Origin of the sequence: Mesorhizobium sp. M7A.F.Ca.CA.002.04.1.1, assembly GCF_004022805.1 — a bacterium.
Lineage (GTDB): Bacteria > Pseudomonadota > Alphaproteobacteria > Rhizobiales > Rhizobiaceae > Mesorhizobium > Mesorhizobium ciceri.
In genome coordinates this window covers 1-3,783 of record NZ_RZPL01000581.1, presented here as the reverse complement: position 1 = coordinate 3,783, position 3,783 = coordinate 1, and the positions used below count along the sequence as shown (strand labels likewise).

Below are 3,783 nucleotides of genomic sequence, written 5' to 3'. Positions count from 1 at the left end.
CAAACGGCCAGCAGGGTTCCAACCCGGCTGGCCGGTGCGATACTGCTTGTCTGGGCAGCCGCGCTGCTAGTAGTCTCGCTGTGAGTGGGGGAAAATCGATGGCAGACCAGAGCTGGGCGATGAAGGGAGAGCTCGTACTCTCCTGCAATTGCACGGTTTTTTGCCCTTGCGTGCTCTCGCTTGGCAATCATCCGCCGACCGAAGGCTATTGCCAGACATGGGCCGGGTTTCGCATCGATGCCGGCCATTTCGGTGAGGTCGATCTGTCCGGGCTCAATCTTGGGCTGATCATGGAAATCCCAGGCTATATGAGCCGCGGCAACTGGACCGCGGGCCTGTTCATCGACAGCCGCGCCTCTGTCTATGCGGTCAAGGCGCTGACAAAGATCTTCACGGGCAAGGCAGGTGGAACCACATCGCTGCTCTCAATCCTCGTCGGCAAATTCCTCGGTGTCGAGCAGGTGCCGATCACCTATGAGACGCGTGACAAAACGCGTATCTTCCAGATACCCAGGATTATCGACGGAGCGGTCACACCCTTCCAAGGCAAGGACCGTGACAAGGATACGGTGATCAGCAATTCGGAATACTGGATCGCGCCCGAGATCATCGTGGCCAGGTCCGACAAGAGCAAGGTGCGGGCTTTTGGCCGCAACTGGAATTTCGCCGGCCGTTCGGCCGAAATCTGCAAGCTGGATTGGCGGGGCCCGTGAGCAAGAACACAACGGCCAGGAATTTGGCAGCACGAAAAGCCGCCAAAAAGATCACGGACCGGATTCCGCGCCCGAAGAAGAAGGTCACCTGGCCGCAGGCGAGGGCGTTCTCCGTCCACCTTTTGACCGCCTCGGGGTCGTTCCTGGCCTTCCTGTCGCTCGTGGCGGCAAGTGAAGAGCGCTGGACCGCAATGTTCTGGTGGCTCGGGCTGGCCCTGTTCGTCGACGGCATCGATGGGCCGATCGCCAGAAAACTCGAGGTCAAGGAGATCCTGCCGACATGGTCGGGCGAACTGCTCGACAACATCATCGACTACGTGACCTACGTGCTGATCCCGGCCTTCGCGCTCTATCAGCGCGGCTTCATGGGCGAGGGCCTGTCATTCCTGTCGGCGGCGATCATCGTCGTTTCCAGCGCCATCTACTATGCCGACACCGGCATGAAGACGAAGGAGAATTTCTTCAAGGGATTCCCGGTGGTCTGGAACATGGTGGTGTTCACCCTGTTCGTCATCGAGCCCGGACAATGGGTTTCGTTCGCGGTGGTGGTGGTGGCCGGCGTCCTGACTTTCGTGCCGATCAACTTCATCCACCCGGTGCGGGTGGTGCGGCTGCGGCGCATCAACCTTGGGATGACCCTGTTGTGGTGCGCTTTCGGCGCGCTTGCCCTGGCCCAAGCGGCGCTCGCCGCCTTCTACGATCAGATCGGCGTGCTGGGCGAGCAGGTCAGCACCTTCACCAAGATCGGCATCACCATCACCGGGCTTTATCTTGCCTGCATCGGTGGCATCATGCAGTTCTTTCCCAATCTCGGTGCCAAAAAGGCCTGATCGGCCACTCCCACAGGGAGCCTGGCCCCACAAGCCTAGCCCACAGGAAGCCTAGCAATGTCCAAAGCGATCCGCATTCATGCCAATGGCGGCCCGGAAGTTCTGACCTATGAGGACGCTGATCCCGGCCAGCCGGGATCCGGGCAGATCCTGGTCCGGCACACCGCGATCGGCCTCAATTTCATCGATGTCTACCATCGCTCCGGTCTCTATCCGCCACCCGGCGGCTTCCCGCTCGTGCCAGGCAGCGAAGCCGCCGGCGTGGTGCTGGAGGTCGGCCATGGCGTCGACTGGCTGAATCCGGGCGATCGCATCGCCTATGCCGTGACGACGGGGGCTTACGCGCAAGAACGCGTCATCGATGCCAGCCGCGTCGTCAAGGTTCCGGATGGCATCAGCGACGAACAGGCCGCAGCGATGATGCTGAAGGGCATGACCGCGGAATATCTGCTGCGCCGGACGTTCAAGGTGAAGGCCGGCGACACGATCCTGTTCCATGCCGCTGCAGGCGGCGTCGGCCTGATCCTCGGCCAATGGGCAAAACATCTCGGCGCCACCGTCATCGGCACCGCCAGCTCGTCCGACAAGATCGAGCTCGCCAGGGCGCATGGTTTCGATCACGTCATCAACTACAAGGAACAGGATTTCGTCGCCGGCGTCGCCGCCATCACCGGCGGCAAGAAATGCGATGTCGTCTACGATTCGGTCGGCAACGACACGTTTCCGGCTTCGCTCGACTGCCTGCGGCCGCTCGGCATGTTCGTCAGCTTTGGCCAGTCCTCGGGACCTATACCGCCGTTCAGCATGTCGTTGCTGGCACAGAAGGGCTCGTTGTTCGCAACAAGGCCGACACTGTTCGTCTACAACGCAAAACGCGAGGACCTCGACGCTTCTGCTGCCGCCCTGTTCGAGGTCGTGCTCAGCGGCGCGGTCGAGATCCGGATCAACCAGCGCTACGCGCTGAAGGACGCCGGCAAGGCGCATTCCGACCTCGAGGGCCGCAGGACCACAGGGACGACCATTCTCATCCCTTAGTTCGTTCTGCCTTGCTATCCCTTGAATTTCCGCTGAAATTCTTGAAGCTCTTTCAAGACGTGTGCCGCTTTCCGATGAGAGCCGGCCGCGCCTACCATGCCTGCGGGAACACAGAACATGTCTGGCTAACCAGATGGGAGGCACTGTGAGTGCAAATCAGGACGGCACGAACCTGCTTGAGGTGCGTGGCCTCACCAAGATATTCGGCACGCTGACGGCGTGCGATCATATCGATCTCGACATCGCCAGGGGTGAGATCCACGCCTTGCTCGGCGAAAACGGCGCCGGCAAGTCGACGCTGGTCAAGATGCTTTTCGGCTCGCTGGAGCCCAATGCCGGCGAGATCTTCTGGAACGGTCAGGCCGTCAGGATTTCCAGCCCGGGCGTCGCGAAAAAGCTCGGCATCGGCATGGTGTTCCAGCATTTTTCGCTGTTCGAGGCGCTGACCGCGGCCGAAAACATCGCGCTGTCGCTGGACGACGGCTCGCCGATCAGCAGCATCGCTGCGAAGGCGAGGGCGCTTTCCTTCAGCTATGGCCTGCCGCTCGATCCTGAATCGCTGGTCGGCGACCTGTCGGTGGGCGAGCGCCAGCGCATCGAAATCATCCGCTGCCTGCTGCAGACGCCGCAGCTCATCATCCTGGACGAACCGACCTCGGTGTTGACGCCGCAGGAAGCCGACAAGCTGTTCGAGACGCTGGAGCGCCTGCGCTCGGAAGGCAAATCCATCCTCTACATCTCGCACCGGCTCGAAGAGGTCAAACGCATCTGCGACCGCGCCACCGTGCTGCGCCACGGCAAGGTGGTCGGCCATTGCAATCCGCGTGAGGAAACAGCCTCTTCGCTGGCGCGAATGATGGTCGGCAATGAGGTGCAGGCCGTGGTGCGCGCGCCGGTCGAGGGCATCGACAAGGCGCAGCCGCTGCTCGAAATCCGCAATCTCAGCCGCCAACCGGCGACGCCGTTCTCGATCCCGCTCAAGGGCATCAACCTGAACGTCCGCGCCGGCGAGGTGATCGGCATCGCCGGCGTCGCCGGCAATGGTCAGGGCGAGTTCTTCGAATCCGTTTCGGGCGAAGTGCTGCAGCAGGATGCCGCCTCGGTGCGCATTCGCGGCAAGGATTCGGGAAGCCTCACCATCACCGGACGGCGCCTGCTGGGCGCTGCCTTCGTGCCGGAGGAGCGCCTCGGCCACGGTGCCGCAC

4 protein-coding genes are annotated in these 3,783 nt (G+C 62.0%); all 4 read left to right on the top strand.

The features are described 5' to 3' along the window. Positions 1-98 precede the first annotated feature (98 nt). On the top strand, positions 99-713 hold the full coding sequence (locus tag ENZ75_RS24675) for a DUF1326 domain-containing protein (protein WP_063168004.1): 615 nt from the start codon (positions 99-101) through the stop codon (positions 711-713). A gap of 23 nt (positions 714-736) precedes the next feature. Further along, the gene (pcsA, locus tag ENZ75_RS24670; RefSeq protein WP_024503276.1) at positions 737-1,543 is read left to right on the top strand and encodes a phosphatidylcholine synthase; all 807 of its coding nucleotides are present in this window, start codon (positions 737-739) and stop codon (positions 1,541-1,543) included. 57 nt (positions 1,544-1,600) lie between these two features. Further along, the gene (locus ENZ75_RS24665; protein ID WP_063168005.1) at positions 1,601-2,578 is read left to right on the top strand and encodes a quinone oxidoreductase; all 978 of its coding nucleotides are present in this window, start codon (positions 1,601-1,603) and stop codon (positions 2,576-2,578) included. Between the two features lie 133 nt (positions 2,579-2,711). Further along, a partial coding sequence (locus ENZ75_RS24660) for an ATP-binding cassette domain-containing protein (protein ID WP_164887974.1) occupies positions 2,712-3,783 on the top strand: 1,072 nt, incomplete at its 3' end.

Coding starts and splice junctions, on each gene's coding strand:
- ENZ75_RS24665 (WP_063168005.1), top strand. CDS start 1,601: ATGTCCAAAGCGATCCGCATTCATGCCAATGGCGGCCCGGAAGTTCTG.
- ENZ75_RS24675 (WP_063168004.1), top strand. CDS start 99: ATGGCAGACCAGAGCTGGGCGATGAAGGGAGAGCTCGTACTCTCCTGC.